The organism is Aliivibrio finisterrensis (assembly GCF_008933155.1).
Taxonomy (GTDB): domain Bacteria; phylum Pseudomonadota; class Gammaproteobacteria; order Enterobacterales; family Vibrionaceae; genus Aliivibrio; species Aliivibrio finisterrensis.
This window is the reverse complement of record NZ_WBVP01000078.1, coordinates 1-903: the sequence shown is the minus strand read 5'-3', so window position 1 is coordinate 903 and position 903 is coordinate 1. Positions and strand designations below refer to the sequence as shown.

General features: G+C 49.9%; 1 protein-coding gene. It reads right to left on the bottom strand.

Features of this window, described 5'->3' with window-relative positions:
• Positions 1-903: hypothetical protein (locus F8B77_RS17660; protein ID WP_208846180.1), on the bottom strand; the 903-nt coding region annotated here is incomplete at both ends.

Below are 903 nucleotides of genomic sequence, written 5' to 3'. Positions count from 1 at the left end.
TACATTAAGCGCTAAATCTGTCATGCCGTGACGGCGAAGCCAAGTTTGCGTATTGAGGTACAAGGCTTTGGCGGTATTCACATCAAGCGAGTTGTCTGCTAAATCTGTCGCCAAATCTTGGATCACATTGGCTAAGGATTCACCGCCGCCCAATACCGACAAGCCAATCAAGGCGGTGCGATATTGCTGAGCAAGCCCTGTGCCTGTGACATTCATCGCCGCTGGCGCAATCGCAAACACATCATCAGCATTAGTAGAATCTAAGAAGGTGCTGGTAATCAAAGCGTTTGCGGCATTGATCCCTGCCACGGTTAAATCACTGGCAGCACGTTTAGCGGCAATGTCAGTGAGTGGTGACACGGTCACGACATCACGGCGAGCAATCTCTGGTAATACTGCCGTTAGCGTGCTGTTGTTAAGTGTCATACCCGTTGCTTCATCAATGTAGACGCCGCCGGTGATTTCCATGATGACAGGTAAATCGGTTGGTATTATCGCCATGCTGAATGCACCGTTTGCGTCCGTGGTGCCTGCTGTTTTGGTGAGATCTGTGCCTTTCACACTCGCTTCAATCGCATATACTCGCACCGAGGCGCCGCTGATGTTGTTCGCCACCGCTTGCCCTGTCACTGTCCATTGCGGATCAAGTGCAAAGGCATCTGCATCATTGATGACAAGTTGCAAACTGGCTAAATCCGTAATCTCCGAAGCGGTACTTTCGGCAACAAACTCTTTGTAGTAGCCAAGATTATTGCTGTCTACCGTCAAGCCGGCAATGCTTTGCAGCATAGCGATGGTCAAAGCATCCGCGTTGTTGCTAGCGGCATATTGGCTGATGTCATCGATTTGAGATTGGCTGGCGTTGGCGCTATCAATCAGTGTTTGTAATTTGGCTGAGGTATC